Below are 17,842 nucleotides of genomic sequence, written 5' to 3'. Positions count from 1 at the left end.
GTCTTAAACAATTTACTAGTTCACGAAAACGATTGCCTGAATTCAACCGAAGATAAACGTGTCTTTGTCTTAAACAATTTACTAGTTCACGAAAACGATTGCCTGAACTCCACCAAAGATAAACACGACTTTGTCTTAAACAATCTACTAATTCACGAAAACGATTGCCTGAATTCCAGCGGGGATAAACTCGTCTTTGTCTTAAACAATTTACTAAACGACTGCGGATGCCCAAAGCCCAGCTGGTAAGCAATCTCACTCACGGACAATGTTGTCGTAGACAACTGCACCTTCGCCCTCTCTATCAGCTTTTGATGTATATGCTGCTGCGTACTTAACCCTGTCAATGCCTTTAGCATCCCACTCAGGTAATCTGCGGAAACATGCAGCTGCGCGGCTAACTTATTGACCGTCGGTAATCGCTGTTGTGTGTTCAGATGTTCTTCTAATAACGTATCCAGTTGCTCAAGCAACTGATGACTACTCTTTCTCCTTGTCAAAAACTGCCGCTGGTAAAACCTTTCTGAATAATTTAATAATGATTCCAGCAGAGAGATAATAATATTATGGCTGAAGGCATCAATGTTTGCCACACTTTCCTGCTGAATACTATTCACCAGGTGAATCAACGTACTTTCTTCTTTGTCTGACAAAAACAACGCTTCATTGACTGCGTAATCAAAAAACCTATACTGCCGCATTTTCTTTGCCAACGGTGTATTCCAGAGCAGATCAGGATGTACCATCAGCATCCATCCTCTTGCTTCCAGCAGTAACTGTGCATCTATTTCCATTCCAAAGATCTGCCCCGGTGCCATAAAGGACAATACGCCCGCATCAAAATCATATTCCTGCTGCCCATATTTTACCTTCACCTTTTTTCCAAAGCCTTGTTTCAGTGCGATGAGATAAAAATCGACCATCAGCACCTTGGGTTCAAATACCGGCACTTCTTTGATCGTATCCAGGTGCACCACACTGATTAATGGATGGCCTGCCATAGGCAGGCCCCTTAACTGGTGTAATTCGCTGATGGATTTTACGTGGTATGGTTGCATATCCAAATTTAATACGCTGCCGCAAATAAAGGTGCGAAATCCTTCAGTTTTCTCTTGCCTAATACGGGTCGATGCGCAAAGTACCTTTCCTGAACTTCCCCGGTATGCTGCGCTGCCTGCATTGCTACCAGCATAGTGGCCAGGTCTTTCGGCATTCCCATGCTTTCCAGTCCCTGCTGTACCTGCGCTGAAGGCAATGCCGGCCATTGCAGGTCAGGTTTGCCAATGGCTGTGCCTAATATCCGGGCGGCGTCATTACAGGTAAGTTCATCACTGGCAACATAACGTATTTTTATCCCCTGTGCAGGCATTTCCAGTTCCTCCACCACTACATCTGCAATATCTTCAGGAGCAACAAAAGCAATGAGGTCGTCACCGCCATAGTTGGACACGATCATACCGTATGTCTTTATCATACCAGCGAACCCATAAAAATTAGAGTAGAAAGCACCCGGTCTTAAATGTGTCACATTCACATCGGAGAGGTTGTTGAAATATCTCTCCGCGTTATGTTCTTTCATTACCTCTGCTGCCCATCCGCTCAGGTTGATCACCCTTTTGATGCCATTGACTTTGATAGCCGCTACATAATTGGTAGCGATATTGGAAAAATAGGCGAATTGATCCGGCGCTGTCATATTGAATGGGATCATGCAGTACACTGCATCTGCGCCTTTGAATGTGGCTGAGAGAAAAGCGCCATCTTCCAGGCTGCCAATGGCAGGCTTAGCGCCCAGTGCAGCAATGGCTGCTGCTTTTCCCGCATCGCTGCTGATTACCGTGACATCATATCCTTTTTCGATTAACGAAATGGTGAGTGGTTTACTGATATTACCTAATGATCCTGTAACTACGACTTTCATACAATTGTGATTTTACACAAAGGTATCGGCCCCCCTAAAAGTGGACGTAGCCAGATACGGACTACTTGTAGCCAAATCCTGTAACTTTACGAAATGAAAGCAGGTCAGTTCATACACGCCAGTTCGCTATTGGATGATAGCATATTTGAAGACGCGGTTATCTTTCTCACGGAGCATAACGCCAAAGGAGCCATGGGGTTTATTATCAACCGTCCATTTCCCAGGGGACTGACAGAACTGGAAGAATTTAAACGGGGTATTCCCTTCCCTTTATATGAGGGAGGACCTGTGGACCAGGAACATCTTTTCTTTGTACATCAACGGCCGGATCTGATTCCCGGTGGTACGCCTGTTATAGAAAAAGTATACTATGGGGGAGATTTTAAATCTGCCGTTGCACATATCAATCAACGCAACCTGACCAGCCGGGATATCAAGATATTTATAGGCTATTGTGGCTGGGATCAGGGCGAACTGGAAGCAGAAGTTGCAGAAGGTAGCTGGACTGTTACTGATACTGGCGAAATCTTTAATTAATTACACCCTGCACGGATATTAAATACCTACCAGCTATCATGTCTGAGATCAGGGCAAATCAGAAGCAGCACACAGCCAGACTGTTACCAACAACTCCGAAATCTTTAATTAACTACCCGTGTATTATAATAACTAACATGCTATCATGTCCGAGATCAGGGCAAATCACAAGCAGCACACAGCCAGACTGTTACCAACAACTCCGAAATCTTTAATTAACTACTCGTGTATTATAATACCTACCAGCTTTCATTTCCGAGATCAGGGCAAATCGCAAGCAGCACACAGCCAGACTGTTACCAACAACTCCGAAATCTTTAATTAACTAATCGTGTATTATAATACCTACCAGCCATCATGTCCGAGATCAGGGCAAATCAGAAGCTGAACACAGCCAGACTGTTACCAACAACTCCGAAATCTTTAATTAACTAATCGTGTATTATAATACCTACCAGCTTTCATTTCCGAGATCAGGGCAAATCGCAAGTAGCACACAGCTAAACTATTACCAACACTACCGAAATCTCTACTTAATTACCCCCTGAAAATCCGCGTGCCCCGCTATCAACTGGTACAGGATATTATGCCCTGTATTATTCAGGTGAATACCGTCGCTATACGACACACTTGCTTTGATCGTTCCATCCGCCGCTGCCAGGGTATCATACACATTGGCCATGTGTGCACCATAAGCCAGCTTCATCTTTTCATTCAGGGTCTTTAACCTTGTTCTATGCGCCTCGTCCTTAAAGTTCCGCGGTTGAGTGCCAAAAATAATATACTTCACCTTTGCTGAATCCAGCAGGTGGGTGATCAATGCATAATTATCCATGATCTCATCGTCTGAATAATCATTGGCCACATCATTTGTAGGATAAGACATGATTACCAGCGAAGGCCGGAAAGACAATGCTGCTGTAACGTTATGATTGGTATCCGTGGCAGGACGGCCCTCTTTGGTATATCCTTTCGGAATACCCTGATAAGTAGTAAGTCCTACAATACCGAGGTTATAATAAGTCAATATCCGCTTATTCTCCTTTGTCGCCTGTTTCAACCTGTTTACCCACGAAGAATCAACAGGTGTTGCGCCCATACCGGCAGCAGTAGAAGATCCCATGATAACAATTCTGGCAGAATCTGGTTTCGTACCTACCGGGTTAGTAGGTGTAGGCGGGTTAGTCCCTGGGTTTTGGGGGTCAGCATTTTCAGTTTTGCTACATGCAATCAAAAAGGTCCCCAACACAATGATGGTGTATAGATAATGTTTCACAGCTGCAAAGTTATCGCAGCCCCTAAAATGCCCCATCACATGTTCATGTTACACCGCATACAGAATAAAATTAATTTATCCGGAAAAACTATGTATTAATAATTTTTATTCATGAGCTCTTCATCATGCGTCTCAAAACCGATCTCTACAACTCTTCTACCCTCCTCCTGTACCTTGTCAGTTTTACCAAAACTGGATCCAGCTCATTAAAGACAACACCGAAGAAGCGTTTTAACAGTTTTCCCGGTACGCGAACATCTCTTTCGAACCGCACGATTTCCCGGATTTCCCGTTCTGACAAACCGTCTTCCCGCATCTCCTCCAGTTCTTCCTCTTCAAATAAAGGATCATCTGGGGATTCCTGCTCTTCCGGCAGCGGGGAGCCGAGTTCAAAATAAACCGATTCCTCTGAGCCGTGTTTGGCGCGTATGCGTTTTCCCCCTTTGATCAGGGTATAGCCATATTCCCCTACGGTTGAGTGCTGCAGCAGGGCCCCTATCTCTGCCTCCGGGAATCTTTCTACCAATGCTTTTGCCCGGGGGTGTAGTACCACATCAAAAAACTCAAAAGGGAGTGCCTTTTCTACCAGGATCAGGCACCCGTTATATTCCCCTGCGAATAATGTTTGAGGCGTATTCGTATCAAACAAATTGACTTCCTTATCAGGTGCAAGTTCCTGCAATAAAAAGTCTTCCACATCCTTCACTCCTGCCCCCTTTATAAGAACGTAATACTTATTCCATGCCATTGGCGACTGCTTTTTAAAATTTATTTCCCTGATGTCATTCTTCATCTCTACAGGGAACTCCGTATTTATAAACCGGATGTAATGTACTTTCTTTATCAGATACATTCCCAATGCTTCCGGATAACAGCTATCCTTTTCACCACCTGACATAAAAGATCTGACAGCAGGATTATGACATTCCGGCCCCACAAATGATTACCGGCATTCACAAACCAGCAGCAGCCAGCTCACTGTATAAGCTCGTGGTATCTCTTGTCCTGATTTCCGGATTTTGTATCTTCGCGCCGCAAAATTTAACGAATGAATACCCCAATCACTTACATCGAAGGCGATTTGATCGTCGAGGCGAAAGCCGGAAAATTTGATGCCATTGTACACGGCTGTAACTGCTTTTGTACCCAGAAAAAAGGCATTGCCCCCCTGGTAGCCAAAGCTTTTGGCGCTGACAAATTTCCCCTTGAAGCAAAGCAATACAAGGGTGACCGGACAAAACTTGGTAAAATAGACTACCAGACAGTAACCCTGTCCAATCAACAACCGCTGACTATCATCAACGCCTATACACAATATGACTACAGGGGCGAAAAACCTTTCGACCCGGTAGCTTTCAGGCATTGCATGCAGGCAATCAATAGCCGGTTCAAAGGCGGACATATTGGTATGCCTTTGATCGGAGCCGGTCTTGCCGGGGGTAACTGGAATGAAATCAGTGAAATAATTACGGAAGAATTAACAAACTGTCAGGTCACAGTCGTCCGCTTAAAGCAGTGAGATCCGCTGCTCTAACAATTTAATTTTCCCCATCCAATAGCCTTTGGCTTCTTCTCTTTCTTTGTTGCTTTCCTGTCGCAACTGTTGCAACTCACCATTGTAAATGGTAATCAAGCCATTGAGATGCGAGATCATCCCTTCTTTGGTATTAGGAACATACCCTGGTCCCGAGCAGCCACACGAGTGATAGGCCATGCCCACTGAGTATAACAACCGTAAGTGTTCCCATGCTTTGATCTTGCCTTTTCCAGGCGCTTCGAAGTCCATGCCCATGTCTGCCATCAACTCCCCGCAATCCGGGCACCTGGCCAGTTTAGCATGTGCATGCCCCCCCGTTCCGGAGCAGGAACAGTCGTCAGAAATACGTCTTTTAAAAGTCTTCCGGCATTTAAAACAAGCATAGTGTGGCTTGTATACGGAATATCCATATCGACACATATATACAGTTAATTAGGGTAATGTGGTGTAAAGATAAAAAGCTCCCGGCAGAGCATTTCTTTATAAAATGTTATAATTTATGAATACTTACAACTACAGGTGCCTAGAATTGAAAATGTTACAGCTCATGGGTAGAATTGTTAAAATTTAACAAATTGATGTACGTTTAAAGTAGTATTTAACAAGGCCCGGTTATATTTGTGAAATAACTTAATTGAAAAATGACATCCAGAATTGTATCCCTGATCCTGTTTGTAACTGTCTGCTGTTCCTGCCATCGAATCAAACACAAATTATCCCAGGCAAAAAATGCTGCGATTGAAAAAGTGCTGCCCGTTGAAAATGATAAACAGGTTTTTGCAAGAAGATTTCAGCATGTGACCTATACAAACCTGAAAGTGTATACAGATTATTTAGGCGCTGATTACAAGGAGCTGCTCAGCTTCAACTGTAGTCCGGCCGACCTGCAAAAAATAGTGGCAGACAAGCATATGGTGCAGGCGCACGAACCAGAAGAAGGATTGGTATTCGCAGATAATATTAGCTGGTGGGATAGAGATAAAATGAGCAAAATCCGTCCGTATAAGTGCGGTAAAGACTTTGAAGACCAGGAGTACCTCTGGTATGATAATGCGACTATGCAGGCCTGGTACCTGGTTTATAGCCTGTAAATAATTATCTTTAATGCATGAATAATACCTACCAACCCATCAACTGCGATTATTATGACCGCCTTGAGGCCTGGGCGACAATGCGTACTATCTGTCTCATCCGTTTCAGATCAGAAGACGGGCAAACACAGGAAGTGTCGTCCCGCATAGCCGATCTGTTCGTGCTCGATAAAGTAGAATATATGCGCCTTGAAAATGGCCTGGTACTGAGGCTTGACTCTCTTGTTGATGTGAATAATATCCCACTGCCTACTCACTGCTGATCAATCAGCTGCAATACCTCCCGCCAGCCATAGGTATGCCAGGAAACGCTGTTATGCCAGGGATGTAATCAATGCAGTCGCCGCCGCCTGATACCCGGGAACAACCCAAACAGTCCTGTTCTAATTCCCTTTTAATCTCAGCATCGCTCCTGCTTCGAAAACCTTACATTTACATCATGTCAGCACAAACAACAATCATCATCATAGGTGCCGGTGCCGCCGGCCTTATTGCAGCCAAAGAACTCTCCGATCAATATAAAGTAACCGTTCTGGAAGCTCGTCCGCAAGCAGGTGGAAGAACAACCACCCACTACCCTGCTCCGGGTATTCACATTGAAACCGGCGCCGAATTCGTGCATGGCGAACTACCCATTACACTTTCTTTACTGAAAGAAGCGGGTATTCCTTACACGCCCATCAATGGTGATATGTACCTTGCCGAAAACGGTGAACTCAAACAGGAAGAAGCATGGATTGAAGACTGGGACCAACTGCTCGGTCACATGGGCAAGGCCCCGGCAGCTACAACTATGCAGCAGTTGCTGGATCAATACTATCCAGCCGCGCAATATGCCGCACTACGTGAACACGTCAGCGGCTACGTGGAAGGATATGACCTGGCAGACCTCGACAAGGTAAGCGTGAAATACCTCTATGATGAATGGACACTGGAACAGGGCACCAATTATAGAATAGACAACGGGTATACCACCCTCATTAATTACCTGCGAAAAGATATTGAACTGATCACCAATCAGACCGTACAACACATCTCCTGGGAACCGGGACACGTCACCATCAAAACCCAGGACAAAACCTATACAGCAAGCAAAGTACTCATCACAGTTCCTATCAATATGCTTCAAAATGAAAGCATACAATTCTCCCCGGCATTGCCTGCATATACAGCAGCAGCAAAGCAAATCGGGTGGGGAACCGTGATCAAATTTAACCTGCTCTTTAAACAGGCCTTCTGGAAGAGAGACATTGGCTTTGTACTGAGTGATGAAGAAGTGCCTGTGTGGTGGACACAATCTGAAAATAGTCTAGTCCTTACCGGGTGGATGGGAGGCCCCAGGGCAGCCGGCTCACAGACAGACTTACTGGAAAGAGCCCTGCATGCGCTTGCTAAAATTTTCAATGAACCCAACACAGCTGAACTGCTGGATCAGGGTTTTGTTCACAACTGGTCAACAGAGCAAGGCATACATGGTGGGTATTCATACGGGATGCCATCGTCAGAAAGTGCCAAAGCCGTACTGACAACACCTGTAGCCAATACCCTTTACTTTGCCGGGGAGGCACTGTACTCCGGGGATAGCCCGGGAACAGTAGAAGCCGCATTACACAGCGGAAGAGAAACTGCTCATAAAATAAAAAGCCCCCAGGTCTAAAGGGGGCTTTTTAATTTTATCAATGCTTTGGCTTTGGAATCACCTTGTACTGACCATCCACGATCAGGTCTTTCAACCACACCCCGTATTTCTTTTTATTCACCTTCTCATTGTATTCTTCATCCAGTATGACTCTACCTTTATTGATCTCATAGTAAATGTACGGCACATAATATACTGAATCAGGAGAGGGATAAGGAACTACATTGTACGCACCACCTACTTCCATCAACTGGTCGTGGTCGTAATCCCTGATATCAGAAGACACCACATTCGCAATAGAATCAACCTTTGAATTGTTCACGCTGAAAATTATCAGATCTTTAACGTCCGCCTTGCGATTTACTTCCAGAAATAAAAATACATTGCCTCCGTTTTCAATGAGCTTATTGCGCCTGCTATCTAAAAATTCTGCACCATTGCTGAGCAGAAAAGCACGGTTACCATTTACAAAAATGGTTCCCTTATTGATGTTGATCTGCTGCGCTTTTGAGCTCACGAAGTGAAAATTTGATTTTTGTCCGAAGGCTGGCAGGGCTATAAATGCCAGCAGACAATGTCTGAGTTTTAATTTCATAGTTTAGTTGTTAAAATCGGGTAGAAACTTAAACATTTTTCAGGAAAAAACCTTTTACTGATTACCATTGTTCTAAAATCATGTGGCGTTACCTTTTGCTGTTACTCTTTTTACCTGCAACACTGTGTGCTCAAAAAACAGATTCAGCTTACATCCAATCGTTCCCAAGGAAAAATACGGTTGAGCTGTATGGCGGTACCTACAGCACCACATTTAAATTCCGTACGCGCAGACACCGGCAAAGCAACTACAAACTGGCAGTGAACAGCAGTGGCTACATCGGCGGAGACATCAGCTACAAATGGCTTTACCTCCAATATTCTGTCAATATACCCGGTACAGAGCTGGACAATAAGGGCACATATCACTACCGCCTCATCAGGATGCAGTTTGGCAGCCATGCAGTAAGCATAGAACCGTTCTATAACGCCTATAACGGGCTATTGATCCCCGACCACGACCATAAGGGATACGAAGCCTTCCAGGGCATCGATTTTACGAATGCAGGGCTGGATATCTTCTATTATATCAATCACAAAAAATATTCTTATAAAGCAGCTTCTTCCTTTTCAGAACAACAGCTGCAATCCGCAGGCTCGGTGTTCCTGGTAGCTACCCCACTCTGGCACCAGATCAGGTGGAAAAAACCAACACCGCATCTGATTAAGGACTCGCTGACCTACAACCTGCTTTCTTCCAATCCCTCGTGGCTTTCGCTGGTTTTTAAGGGCGGTTACACCCACAATATCGTGCTGGGCAACCACAAGTGGATCATTGGCCCGGCTATTACCATGGGCGCCGGTGCCCTGCACGAAATAAACACCAAAAATACCCGCCTGCAGGCCGTCACTGATATCCAGGGTACCATCAATGCCGGGTATAACGGCGCCAAATACTACGCCTACCTCAACGCCTCCTGGGAAAATCTCAATACGAACCTGCTGGTAAAAGATATGCACCGGACAGACTGGAACCTGAGCCTGACAGTCGGTTACCGGTTTGCCCACCTGCCCAGGAAACTTCTCGGTATCTTATAAAAAAAGCCGCAATTGCTTGCGGCTTTTAAGACTTTTATTGCTGTTGCGTTTCAGGCTGAGTTTGTGGCTGTGATTGCGGCTGTTGCTGTGATTGCTGTTGCTGTTGCATCTGCTGCTGCCTGCGCTCCATACCCTGCTTGTAGTAATTCCGCTTGGCTTCATACACCGCCTGGTCACGCTCTCTCTTTAACTGCCTTACCTCCTGTCTCCTTTCCTTCCCACTCAGATCCCTGTCCATTTTCACAGAAGAAATCCTGTCTGCATAGTCATTTTTAATGTCCATCACCTGCATATCCAGTTTTGTAGGACGATAAGGAGCAGCGTAGTAAGGGTAAGGATATCCGTACCCAAAACCCCAGCCAAATGGTGAATAAAACGGGCTGTAGAAACCACCACCATAAATGATGGTCGTACGACCGCCACCATGGAAACCGCCATAACCATGTCCAGGACCCATTGCAAAGGCACCTGTGGTCATTACTGTCATCGTTAACGCAATTATTATCTTTTTCATGACTCCTCCTTTTCTTTTTTATAGTTATTAGACTACGGTTGAAAGGAAAAATTTAATGGTCAAAAGATTTTAGCAAAGCGTTAACAAACCGGCAGCCAGCTTATTTTATAACCAATGGCGGTGTGGTACGTTTCGCACTTTTCCTGCCCCTGAAAAATAAATACAAATTGAAGAACAACATCACACCCAAATAAATACAAAACCCGCCAATCTTCACGCTCAATACCTCCATCAGGCTCCTGTTTGTCGCCACCAGCTGCGTGATTTGCATAATGTAAAATGCAAAACCAAGATTCAACAAATAAAACCCCGTTTCAAAGAGTTTATTCGTCGCCACCGCAATGTCTTCCCTGCCATGAAAAATATCCAGCATAAACACCCGCCCATTTTTGAAAAGGGTACGCGCTACATACCATGTCACTAATATAACTGCAGGAAGGTAAATGAGATAAGCAATGAAGTTCATATTATAAGGTTTTAAAGTGATGATTTTTTATCAGTAAAATCAAAGCCATATTGATATAATGCATGACCGACAACGTGAGTAAGATCCTGCCCGTCATTGTCGTAATACTCGTCAGCATCTCCAGCCAGTTATGTACCTCGCTCCAGCAACTGATCATAACCGCCGCATACCCCAGGTTCACCAGGTAATAGCCCACCAATAAGATCTTATTGATGAAGTCCGTCAGAGAAACATCCCCCTTCAACAACCCCAATATGTACACCCGGCCATTCCGGAAAAAGAGAAATCCTACCCTGACAGTGACCAGGTAAGTAATGAACAGGTAAATGATATATGCAAGGATATTCATAACAGCACAAACCTACTAAACAATATCGTATTTTCAAAATATTCTGAAAGTTTAGTACGCACTAAAGAATAAAAAAGCAGGCAACTGCCTGCTAATCAATTTATAACCGCTCTAATTCTTTTGTATACTCATACTGCAGATCTTCATGCTGACTTTCAATGGCCTTTTTTATCTTCTTGATCTGGCCCAGGTAAATAGTAGTTAATGCCGGGCTCTCCCCCACTTTTATCCCCGCTTTTTTAATCTTCATTAAAAAATACAGTAGCAGTTCGATCTCAGCTACCTTCGACCCCGTGTATTTAATCTGCTTGCTCACCCCCCTAAGGATCTTCCTTAAATGCTTTTTTACATAGTAAAGATTCGTCCTGGGCTGTGCCGCAAAGGCTTCATCCATTTCCAGTTTCACTGCTGCTATGTACCCCTGTAAATCGCCTTCTTCAAATAGCAGGTAAGATAGCAACTCCTTATTATCATTCTTGAATTTCGCCAGGCGCAGGCACACTTCCATCAGTCTGGCCGGTGGCAACGCCTGCAATTCCTTTTTCAATTCGCTGATAGTGGCTGGCTTCATGAATAGAAATCAACCAGTGCACCAAAATAAGCTTCATTCCAGCCGTCCACGATGTCTTCGTAAGCCTCATCAGGAATATTAGTATGCTTCAGCTCCACATCCGTTCCTTTTTTGTTGGGATGAAGAATGATCGTCACTATTGAATCTTCCTCCTGGTCCCCGAAATACCATTCCTGCACAATCTTCCTGTCTTCCTCAAATTCCAGGTTCATGCCCACAATACTGTCTCCCCAGAGAGAAAACTCCGTGCCTGCCTCGGCAGACATCTCCGCTGGCTCACCCGACCATAACTGTATGGTATATTGGTTGGTCAATGCCTTGTACAACTCCTCGGGAGGTGCCGGTACGATAAAGTGCTTTTTGTAATCCTTCATAATCCTGCAAAACTACCTTTTCTGTGGCAATAACGATTCTTAGCACACAGGTTTTTGCAAACAAATACCACTTCCCTTCCTTTTCACCCCAGATGAATGGTACTAATACAAAAAAAACGGGTAACTGTAATGCTACCCGTTTTTCGAAAAACTTATTTTGCTACCTGCAACCATTCATCCGGTATTCGTCCGATCTTACCCCCATTCACCCGGTATTCCAGCTTCAATGTATAGCCGCCGCCTCCTTCTACAAACTTCACTTCTATAGGGTGCAACCCTTTCTGCAGCGCAATCTGCCCGCTCTTCTGCAAGGGTGCATGCCAGCCGTCATTGTCTACTACCTTCTCCCCGTCAATATACAGATTTGCCCCATCATCGGCGGTCAGGAAGAAACTATAGATCGCCGTCTCCGGTACATTGATAAAGCCCTTAAGCGTAGCCCCAAAGGCCCTGCCACCATGTCCCATACTATCAGGCATGATCACATTGTTGACAAAACCGGTACTATCAGGCGTATCTTTCAGGGTAGTCACACTTCTGGAACCCTCATTGAAATAGTTCAGCTTCAGGCCCTGTTGTAAACCACTCACTTCCGTCGGTTTGAAGAATGTCTGCGGTTTATAGTTCAGGGTATAGATCTCACCATGTACACCATTGGGTTTGAATGCCGCAATACGCAGGGAGATCTTGCCCGGAATAATATAATCAGCCGGCAATTCGGGCGACTTCACTGTAGGCGCCGTACCATCTGTAGTATAGCGGATCGTCATGTCAGGAGAAGGCTTCGCGATCTGCAGTTTGGTTTTACCTGCAAACACGTTTTCTTCTGTGAAGCCATCCAGGTCAGGCATCCGGTAATTTACTTTCAGCGCATCCAGGCGTTTGTACTGGGTCATCAGGCGCTGAGAGTAACCTTCAAAGTCAGGCCGATGTGTCCACAGCACTTCAGACAATGCCGTCATACGTGGCATGTACATGAAGTCCGCACGCTTTTCGGAAGGGATCATTTCTGTCCAGATATTCGCCTGCGCACCAATGATAAATTTACCTTCTTCGGCGGTCAGTCCTTTTGGAACCGGTTCAAAGTTGTATACATTAGCAATAGAGTTCCTGTCAGGAATACCATCGAAATATAACGGATTACCCGGCGTCATAATCACATAGTTACCATTCTTAGCCGCATGTATAGGCGCTGAAGGTACCCAGCTTCTCCAGTACATCACCATCGCGGTAGGACTCACACCACCTTCCAGGATCTCGTCCCAGCCGATCAGCTTCTTTCCTTTGGAATTGAAGAATTTCTCCATTCTCTTCACAAAGTAACTCTGCAACTCATCCACATCCCTGATATTGTGCTCCTTCATGAATTCCTGCACGCCGTCAAAGTGCTCCCAGGTAGATTTATCTACTTCATCAGCTCCCAGGTGGATGTATTGAGAAGGGAATAAAGCTGCAATCTCGGTAAATACATTCTCGGCAAATTCGAAAGTAGATTCCTTACAAGGGCAGATCGGTGTGGTGAATAATTTACCCCACTTTACACCACCCTGGCAGCTCAGGAAAGGATATTCCCTGATCGCTGCCATCATATGACCCGGCATATCGATCTCCGGGATGATCTCAATATGACGGGCTGCTGCATAGGCAATCAGGTCCTTCATCTGTGCCTGGGTATAGAAACCACCATAAAGGGTTTTGCCATTTTTATGAATGATGTGGGAAGCGTCGATCGCCATATCCGGATTGGTTTTGGCTTTCTCCATACAGGCAGAGTCCTGGTTGTTCCACTCGCGCCATGCTCCCTTTTCTGTCAGCAAAGGATATTTCTTAATTTCAATCCGCCACCCCTGGTCATCCGTCAGGTGGAGATGAAATTTATTCATCTTGTACAATGCCAGCACATTGATGAACTTTTTCAGGTAGTCGATAGAGAAAAAGTGACGGGATACATCGAGGTGCATACCTCGCCAGCCATAAGCCGGGTGGTCTGTAATATCCGCCGCAGGAATGGACAACCTGGTTAGTTTAGCCGCTGTACCTTCTACAGCTACGGGCATCAGCTGACGCAGGGTCTGGATAGCGCGAAACATACCGGTAGGCGTTTTAGCTCCGATCTGAATCTGCTGCGTACTGATCTGCAAAGTGTAATCTTCTTCACCCGCCAACTGGTCATTCAGGGTCAGCACAATCGTACCTGCACCTGCTGCGGTGCCTGCAGGTAATGCCTGTCCCAACCCCTGCCTGATGAGTGCCTGTAACTGTGCCGCCTCATTGCTGAACGTTTTTCCGGCCGTAACTACCAATTTCGTTTTGGTGGTAATGACAAATTCTCCTGCCTGTGGCACCAGCTGTTGCGGATAAGGAATAATTCCGTAACGGGAAGGTGCTGCATCCTGTGCACGTGCTACCTGAAAGAGTAACAAGGTACCCAGCACCCATGCATAGGTGAGCCTGCATTTTTTCAACATAATTTACTTTTAAAGCATGATAAGGAAGCCAGCAAAGTACCAAGAATATTCGCACCAAACTGATGCCATATTGCTAAATCATAGAGTAATATTAGCGGATTGCGCACCCCGTTCCCATACGTAAAGAACTGTTACTCGCTGTTATATGTCGTTGTCGCCGATCTTCAATAACCTGAATATTGTCGCCTCATCCATTTCCTTCACTTCTCCCGGCTGCAGATCGCCCAGGAGCAGATCTTCTATCGAAATCCGGATCAGTCGTTTGGTTTGATGGCCTACAGCTGCCGTCATTTTTCTTACCTGGTGGAATTTACCCTCCGTCAATGTAATGGTGATCCATGTCCTTGGCAGGTACTCCTTCAGGTCATGCGCACGCGGACCTACGTTTGCTGGCTTCTCTACTATCTGCACATCGCAGGGCGGCGTTACATAGTCCACCCCGCCTTTAATACGGATGGTGACACCGCTGCGCAGCTGTTCCAGCGCTTCCTGGCTCATGATCTTGCCGACCATTACCAGGTAAGTACGTTTGTGAGGCTGATCACTTTCGAATAATAAACGGGTGACTTTTTTATTGGTAGTAAGGATAAGTAAACCTTCAGAATGGTTGTCGAGTCTGCCTACAGCGTGCGTGCCTTCTGGAAAGTCGTAATCCAGTTCGCCTAAAAGATGTACTTTGTCAGGACTTATGAACTGCGACACCATGTCGTAAGGCTTATTGATAATGAAATACCGGTTCATAAATTCTGCTAATATACAGGCAAATCTGATTAATATCTATTTAACCCATTTTCTGGGGAATCAATAATTTCATCCCTATGAAGATTAAGACACTCATCATCGCAACGACTGGATTTTGTACAGCCCTCCAGGCACAGGTGAAAAAAGATTATCCCATACAACCTGTGGCCTTCACGCAGGTAAATGTCTCCGATAATTTCTGGGCCCCTAAGATCAGGGTAAATGCGGAAGTAACGATCCCCTATACACTGGAACAATGCAGGAAGACGGGCCGCATAGACAATTTCAGGCGTGCGGCGCATAGCATTCCGGGAGATTCTATGACGGAATATACCTTCGACGATACAGATCTGTACAAAGTGATTGAAGGCGCTTCATATGGTTTGCAGGTAAAAAAGAATCCTGCCCTGGAGCTGTACCTGGACTCACTGATTGCGATTATCGGCGCAGCTCAGGAAAAAGATGGTTACCTGTATACTTTCCGCACAGTGAATGCCACCCATCCCCATGCCTGGATAGGTACAAAGCGCTGGGAGATGGAAGAAGACCTGAGTCATGAGCTGTATAACTCCGGGCACCTGTATGAGGCTGCAGTCGCCCATTACCAGGCTACGGGTAAAAGAAACTTACTGGATATCGCTATCAAAAACGCCGACCTGCTGGTAAAAACCTTTGGTTACGGTAAAGAAGAAAAATGGCCGGGACACCAGATCGTAGAAACCGGGTTGACAAAATTATATCGTGTAACGGGCGATACTTCTTATCTGCACCTGGCGAAATTTTTCCTGGATGTACGCGGTCCGGGATCTCCCTATAGCGGGGAATACAACCAGTCATTTACAAAAGTAATCAACCAGCATGAGGCCAAAGGCCATGCGGTAAGAGCAACCTATATGTATACCGGTATGGCGGATGTAGCAGCATTGACGGGAGATCAGCAATACCTGCATGCGATCGATGATATCTGGAATGATGTTGTCGATAAGAAGCTATACATCACAGGAGGTATTGGTGCGACTGGTAACGGAGAAGCATTTGGAGCGGCGTATGAATTGCCGAATATGAGTGCTTATGCAGAAACCTGCGCGGCGATCGCTAATGTGTATTGGAACAGCAGGATGTTCCTGTTGCATGGCGATTCAAAATACATTGATATCCTCGAGCGTACTTTGTACAATGGTTTGCTGTCGGGTGTCTCCCTGTCAGGTGACCGTTTCTTCTATCCAAACCCATTGGCGTCTATGGGACAACACCAGCGAAGTGCGTGGTTTGGCTGTGCATGTTGTATTTCAAATATGACACGCTTCCTGCCTTCCATGCCGGGGTATATCTACGCACAGAACCAAAACAATCTCTATATAAATTTATTTGCGGGCAATACCGCCTCCATCAAATTGCCCGGAGGTCCTATCGTTATCCAGCAGATCACAAACTACCCCTGGGATGGAAAGGTAGACATCCTGGTAGCACCCGCTAAAGTGGAGACGACCACCACATCACAAACCAACACTGCGAATAAGGCGCAAACAGTGACCACTACCGCCACCAGTCAGGCCGTTCGTTTCGCCCTGCATATCCGCATTCCTGAATGGGCTAAAGGGGTACCGGTGCCCGGTGGTCTCTACCGGGATGCTGATAGCGCGCGTTTAGCTAAGTATACCGTTTTGCTGAATGGCAAACCAGCTTCTTACAAAATGGAGAAAGGGTATGCGGTGATTGATCGCACCTGGGTTTCCGGCGATAAAGTAAGCGTTAACTTCCCAATGAGTGTACAGAAAATCGTTGCCAACGATCAGGTAGCTGCCGACAAAAATCGCTTTGCCCTGGAACGCGGCCCCATCATGTATTGCCTGGAAGGTCCGGATAATAAAGATGCAACCGTACAAAATATCGTCGTGAATAAAAATGCGGCTGTTGCTGCTGTCTACAAACCAGATTTACTGAATGGTGTCACCGTGCTGCAAATGGAAGGCAGTTCATCCAGCCGGCAGCTGAACAGCGATGCGCTGATCACCTCCCAACAAAAAGTAACGGCTATTCCTTACTATGCATGGGCGAACCGTGGTCCCAGCGAAATGACTGTATGGATCCCTTACGAAGCTTCCGCTGCAAGACCCAAACCAGCCCCCACCATTGCCTCTAAAGCCACTGTGAGCGCCAGCATAAAAAATAAACGCATGTTCATGGCACTGAACGATCAGTACGATCCGGTAGATGCTCATGACAACAGCGCGCTGTACTTCCATTGGTGGCCCATGAAGGATACACTGGAATGGGTGCAATACGATTTCGACAAGGCATATACCATTTCAAGCTCCAAAGTATACTGGTATGATGACGGCCCGTTTGGAGGATGCCGCATTCCTGCATCATGGAAGCTATACTATAAGAAAGGAGATGAATGGTTACCGGTGGTCAACAAAACACCTTACGAAATTGCAAAAGACAAATACAACAGCGTCTCTTTTGAACCTGTCACCACCACTGCATTGAGATTAGAAGTGCAGTTACCAAAAGACAATTCATCAGGTATCCATGAATGGAGTGTGCAATGATAAAAATCCCTGGCGATACTAATTTATACCATTCCCCCTCTTACCGGAAGGGGAATGGTATTGACTACAATAAATACTTTTTCCATGCGGGCTTAAAACCCGCCCCTCAATCATATGCCTTTACCCGGCCGGCCAATCCAGCCACCCCGCAACAAAATATTTATAAAAGTA

20 protein-coding genes are annotated in these 17,842 nt (G+C 45.6%); 7 read left to right on the top strand and 13 right to left on the bottom strand.

What is annotated here, in order from left to right; all coding sequences use genetic code 11:
* Nucleotides 1-152: 152 nt before the first annotated feature.
* Nucleotides 153-1,058: a helix-turn-helix transcriptional regulator gene (locus ABDW33_RS19715; RefSeq protein WP_343691810.1), complete on the bottom strand. Its 906-nt coding sequence runs from the start codon at nucleotides 1,056-1,058 to the stop codon at nucleotides 153-155.
* 8 nt (nucleotides 1,059-1,066) lie between these two features.
* On the bottom strand, nucleotides 1,067-1,921 hold the full coding sequence (locus ABDW33_RS19710) for an NAD(P)H-binding protein (RefSeq protein WP_343691809.1): 855 nt from the start codon (nucleotides 1,919-1,921) through the stop codon (nucleotides 1,067-1,069).
* Between the two features lie 93 nt (nucleotides 1,922-2,014).
* Here ABDW33_RS19710 and ABDW33_RS19705 point away from each other — a divergent pair, with 93 nt between their 5' ends.
* On the top strand, nucleotides 2,015-2,458 hold the full coding sequence (locus ABDW33_RS19705; RefSeq protein WP_343691808.1) for a YqgE/AlgH family protein: 444 nt from the start codon (nucleotides 2,015-2,017) through the stop codon (nucleotides 2,456-2,458).
* 529 nt (nucleotides 2,459-2,987) lie between these two features.
* Here ABDW33_RS19705 and ABDW33_RS19700 read toward each other — a convergent pair.
* The gene (locus ABDW33_RS19700; protein WP_343691807.1) at nucleotides 2,988-3,734 is read right to left on the bottom strand and encodes an SGNH/GDSL hydrolase family protein; all 747 of its coding nucleotides are present in this window, start codon (nucleotides 3,732-3,734) and stop codon (nucleotides 2,988-2,990) included.
* A 145-nt stretch (nucleotides 3,735-3,879) separates the two neighbouring features.
* A complete protein-coding gene (locus tag ABDW33_RS19695; protein ID WP_343691806.1) occupies nucleotides 3,880-4,632 on the bottom strand; it encodes a hypothetical protein in 753 nt (250 codons plus the stop codon).
* A 150-nt stretch (nucleotides 4,633-4,782) separates the two neighbouring features.
* Here ABDW33_RS19695 and ABDW33_RS19690 point away from each other — a divergent pair, with 150 nt between their 5' ends.
* Nucleotides 4,783-5,253 (top strand): hypothetical protein, encoded by a 471-nt coding sequence (locus ABDW33_RS19690; protein WP_343691805.1) that lies wholly within the window; start codon nucleotides 4,783-4,785, stop codon nucleotides 5,251-5,253.
* On the opposite strand, the gene ABDW33_RS19685 is transcribed toward ABDW33_RS19690, so the two are convergent.
* Nucleotides 5,242-5,691 (bottom strand): hypothetical protein, encoded by a 450-nt coding sequence (locus ABDW33_RS19685; RefSeq protein ID WP_343691804.1) that lies wholly within the window; start codon nucleotides 5,689-5,691, stop codon nucleotides 5,242-5,244. The two genes, ABDW33_RS19690 and ABDW33_RS19685, sit on opposite strands and share 12 nt — an antisense overlap.
* 221 nt (nucleotides 5,692-5,912) lie before the next feature.
* On the opposite strand from ABDW33_RS19685, the gene ABDW33_RS19680 reads away from it, so the two are divergent.
* The 3 genes from ABDW33_RS19680 to ABDW33_RS19670 all read left to right on the top strand — a co-directional run bounded on the left by ABDW33_RS19680 (nucleotide 5,913) and on the right by ABDW33_RS19670 (nucleotide 8,019).
* Nucleotides 5,913-6,362 carry a hypothetical protein gene (locus tag ABDW33_RS19680; RefSeq protein WP_343691803.1) on the top strand — a complete coding sequence of 150 codons (450 nt, stop codon included), beginning with the start codon at nucleotides 5,913-5,915 and terminating at the stop codon, nucleotides 6,360-6,362.
* 17 nt (nucleotides 6,363-6,379) lie between these two features.
* Nucleotides 6,380-6,625, top strand: coding sequence for a hypothetical protein (locus tag ABDW33_RS19675; RefSeq protein ID WP_343691802.1), 246 nt, complete (start codon nucleotides 6,380-6,382; stop codon nucleotides 6,623-6,625).
* Nucleotides 6,626-6,801: 176 nt separating this feature from the next.
* Nucleotides 6,802-8,019 carry an NAD(P)/FAD-dependent oxidoreductase gene (locus ABDW33_RS19670; RefSeq protein ID WP_343691801.1) on the top strand — a complete coding sequence of 406 codons (1,218 nt, stop codon included), beginning with the start codon at nucleotides 6,802-6,804 and terminating at the stop codon, nucleotides 8,017-8,019.
* A gap of 19 nt (nucleotides 8,020-8,038) precedes the next feature.
* Here the strand turns inward: ABDW33_RS19670 and ABDW33_RS19665 are convergent, their stop codons facing one another.
* Nucleotides 8,039-8,596, bottom strand: a complete 558-nt coding sequence (locus tag ABDW33_RS19665) for a hypothetical protein (RefSeq protein WP_343691800.1) — start codon at nucleotides 8,594-8,596, stop codon at nucleotides 8,039-8,041.
* An 80-nt stretch (nucleotides 8,597-8,676) separates the two neighbouring features.
* Here ABDW33_RS19665 and ABDW33_RS19660 point away from each other — a divergent pair, with 80 nt between their 5' ends.
* Entirely contained in the window at nucleotides 8,677-9,633 is a 957-nt protein-coding gene (locus tag ABDW33_RS19660) for a DUF4421 family protein (RefSeq protein ID WP_343691799.1), read from the top strand.
* 34 nt (nucleotides 9,634-9,667) lie between these two features.
* On the opposite strand, the gene ABDW33_RS19655 is transcribed toward ABDW33_RS19660, so the two are convergent.
* The 7 genes from ABDW33_RS19655 to ABDW33_RS19625 all read right to left on the bottom strand — a co-directional run bounded on the left by ABDW33_RS19655 (nucleotide 9,668) and on the right by ABDW33_RS19625 (nucleotide 15,116).
* Nucleotides 9,668-10,147, bottom strand: coding sequence for a hypothetical protein (locus ABDW33_RS19655; RefSeq protein ID WP_343691798.1), 480 nt, complete (start codon nucleotides 10,145-10,147; stop codon nucleotides 9,668-9,670).
* Nucleotides 10,148-10,247: 100 nt separating this feature from the next.
* Entirely contained in the window at nucleotides 10,248-10,613 is a 366-nt protein-coding gene (locus tag ABDW33_RS19650; protein ID WP_343691797.1) for a hypothetical protein, read from the bottom strand.
* A 1-nt stretch (nucleotide 10,614) separates the two neighbouring features.
* Nucleotides 10,615-10,962, bottom strand: a complete 348-nt coding sequence (locus ABDW33_RS19645; RefSeq protein WP_343691796.1) for a hypothetical protein — start codon at nucleotides 10,960-10,962, stop codon at nucleotides 10,615-10,617.
* Between the two features lie 100 nt (nucleotides 10,963-11,062).
* The gene (locus tag ABDW33_RS19640) at nucleotides 11,063-11,533 is read right to left on the bottom strand and encodes a hypothetical protein (RefSeq protein WP_343691795.1); all 471 of its coding nucleotides are present in this window, start codon (nucleotides 11,531-11,533) and stop codon (nucleotides 11,063-11,065) included.
* Nucleotides 11,530-11,907 (bottom strand): SRPBCC domain-containing protein, encoded by a 378-nt coding sequence (locus ABDW33_RS19635; RefSeq protein WP_343691794.1) that lies wholly within the window; start codon nucleotides 11,905-11,907, stop codon nucleotides 11,530-11,532. Before ABDW33_RS19635 ends, ABDW33_RS19640 begins: the two co-directional genes overlap by 4 nt.
* 152 nt (nucleotides 11,908-12,059) lie before the next feature.
* Nucleotides 12,060-14,375 (bottom strand): family 20 glycosylhydrolase, encoded by a 2,316-nt coding sequence (locus ABDW33_RS19630; RefSeq protein WP_343691793.1) that lies wholly within the window; start codon nucleotides 14,373-14,375, stop codon nucleotides 12,060-12,062.
* A 141-nt stretch (nucleotides 14,376-14,516) separates the two neighbouring features.
* Entirely contained in the window at nucleotides 14,517-15,116 is a 600-nt protein-coding gene (locus tag ABDW33_RS19625; protein WP_343691792.1) for a pseudouridine synthase, read from the bottom strand.
* 77 nt (nucleotides 15,117-15,193) lie between these two features.
* Here ABDW33_RS19625 and ABDW33_RS19620 point away from each other — a divergent pair, with 77 nt between their 5' ends.
* The gene (locus tag ABDW33_RS19620; RefSeq protein WP_343691791.1) at nucleotides 15,194-17,671 is read left to right on the top strand and encodes a beta-L-arabinofuranosidase domain-containing protein; all 2,478 of its coding nucleotides are present in this window, start codon (nucleotides 15,194-15,196) and stop codon (nucleotides 17,669-17,671) included.
* Nucleotides 17,672-17,842 lie beyond the last annotated feature (171 nt).

Origin of the sequence: Chitinophaga sp. (assembly GCF_039596155.1) — a bacterium.
Lineage (GTDB): Bacteria > Bacteroidota > Bacteroidia > Chitinophagales > Chitinophagaceae > Chitinophaga.
Note: the sequence above shows the minus strand (reverse complement) of the source record. Positions and strands in the feature narration are given on the sequence as shown.

Excerpts from the sequence above, each read along its gene's own strand:
- ABDW33_RS19715 (WP_343691810.1), bottom strand. The coding sequence starts at position 1,058 with ATGCAACCATACCACGTAAAATCCATCAGCGAATTACACCAGTTAAGG.
- ABDW33_RS19710 (WP_343691809.1), bottom strand. The coding sequence starts at position 1,921 with ATGAAAGTCGTAGTTACAGGATCATTAGGTAATATCAGTAAACCACTC.
- ABDW33_RS19705 (WP_343691808.1), top strand. The coding sequence starts at position 2,015 with ATGAAAGCAGGTCAGTTCATACACGCCAGTTCGCTATTGGATGATAGC.
- ABDW33_RS19695 (WP_343691806.1), bottom strand. The coding sequence starts at position 4,632 with ATGTCAGGTGGTGAAAAGGATAGCTGTTATCCGGAAGCATTGGGAATG.
- ABDW33_RS19690 (WP_343691805.1), top strand. The coding sequence starts at position 4,783 with ATGAATACCCCAATCACTTACATCGAAGGCGATTTGATCGTCGAGGCG.
- ABDW33_RS19685 (WP_343691804.1), bottom strand. The coding sequence starts at position 5,691 with ATGTGTCGATATGGATATTCCGTATACAAGCCACACTATGCTTGTTTT.
- ABDW33_RS19680 (WP_343691803.1), top strand. The coding sequence starts at position 5,913 with ATGACATCCAGAATTGTATCCCTGATCCTGTTTGTAACTGTCTGCTGT.
- ABDW33_RS19675 (WP_343691802.1), top strand. The coding sequence starts at position 6,380 with ATGAATAATACCTACCAACCCATCAACTGCGATTATTATGACCGCCTT.
- ABDW33_RS19670 (WP_343691801.1), top strand. The coding sequence starts at position 6,802 with ATGTCAGCACAAACAACAATCATCATCATAGGTGCCGGTGCCGCCGGC.
- ABDW33_RS19665 (WP_343691800.1), bottom strand. The coding sequence starts at position 8,596 with ATGAAATTAAAACTCAGACATTGTCTGCTGGCATTTATAGCCCTGCCA.
- ABDW33_RS19660 (WP_343691799.1), top strand. The coding sequence starts at position 8,677 with ATGTGGCGTTACCTTTTGCTGTTACTCTTTTTACCTGCAACACTGTGT.
- ABDW33_RS19655 (WP_343691798.1), bottom strand. The coding sequence starts at position 10,147 with ATGAAAAAGATAATAATTGCGTTAACGATGACAGTAATGACCACAGGT.
- ABDW33_RS19650 (WP_343691797.1), bottom strand. The coding sequence starts at position 10,613 with ATGAACTTCATTGCTTATCTCATTTACCTTCCTGCAGTTATATTAGTG.
- ABDW33_RS19645 (WP_343691796.1), bottom strand. The coding sequence starts at position 10,962 with ATGAATATCCTTGCATATATCATTTACCTGTTCATTACTTACCTGGTC.
- ABDW33_RS19640 (WP_343691795.1), bottom strand. The coding sequence starts at position 11,533 with ATGAAGCCAGCCACTATCAGCGAATTGAAAAAGGAATTGCAGGCGTTG.
- ABDW33_RS19635 (WP_343691794.1), bottom strand. The coding sequence starts at position 11,907 with ATGAAGGATTACAAAAAGCACTTTATCGTACCGGCACCTCCCGAGGAG.
- ABDW33_RS19630 (WP_343691793.1), bottom strand. The coding sequence starts at position 14,375 with ATGTTGAAAAAATGCAGGCTCACCTATGCATGGGTGCTGGGTACCTTG.
- ABDW33_RS19625 (WP_343691792.1), bottom strand. The coding sequence starts at position 15,116 with ATGAACCGGTATTTCATTATCAATAAGCCTTACGACATGGTGTCGCAG.
- ABDW33_RS19620 (WP_343691791.1), top strand. The coding sequence starts at position 15,194 with ATGAAGATTAAGACACTCATCATCGCAACGACTGGATTTTGTACAGCC.